Annotated in this window: 1 protein-coding gene; it reads left to right on the top strand. The window is 40.1% G+C overall.

Going from position 1 to position 506, the window contains the following annotated elements; translation table 11 throughout:
* A partial coding sequence (locus MMO38_RS16545) for a terminase TerL endonuclease subunit (RefSeq protein WP_241324195.1) occupies positions 1–489 on the top strand: 489 nt, incomplete at its 5' end.
* Positions 490–506: the final 17 nt, after the last annotated feature.

Genomic DNA, 506 nt, shown 5'->3' with positions numbered 1-506 from the left:
ATTGATCGGTATCAGAAGTGGATGAATCTAGGGTTTTTAGAAGTTCATGATGGTTATGAAAATGATTTTACGCTTGTCGCAAGTGATCTGATTAACGATGCCAGTAAAGTACCTCTGACTGAGGTTCCTTATGATGAATGGGGTGGTTTTCAGGTTGCACGTGACATTACAGATGCGGGATATGAGGCAGTGAAAATTCCAAAGAATGTGAAAACCTTTTCACCCGCGATGAAAGAGCTAGTAGCAGCGATCTCATCCGGACGTTTCCATCATGATGGGAATCCGATTTTATCTTGGATGATCGGAAACGTAATTAGTAAGCCTGATGCCAATGAAAATGATTTTCCTCGTAAAGAGAAAAGTGCAAAGAAGATTGATGGTGCTGTCGCATTATTGATGGGTATCAGTCGCGTGCTTGCATTAACCAGCCAGAAACAAGAATCGAATTTATCTCAACACTTGGAGAAACACGGGGTTAGAAGATTGTAATGAATTTATTATCAAAA

The sequence above is a fragment of the Acinetobacter sp. NIPH 1852 genome (genome assembly GCF_022549455.1).
Taxonomy (GTDB): Bacteria; Pseudomonadota; Gammaproteobacteria; order Pseudomonadales; family Moraxellaceae; genus Acinetobacter.
This window is presented reverse-complemented; position numbering and strand designations above follow the sequence as displayed.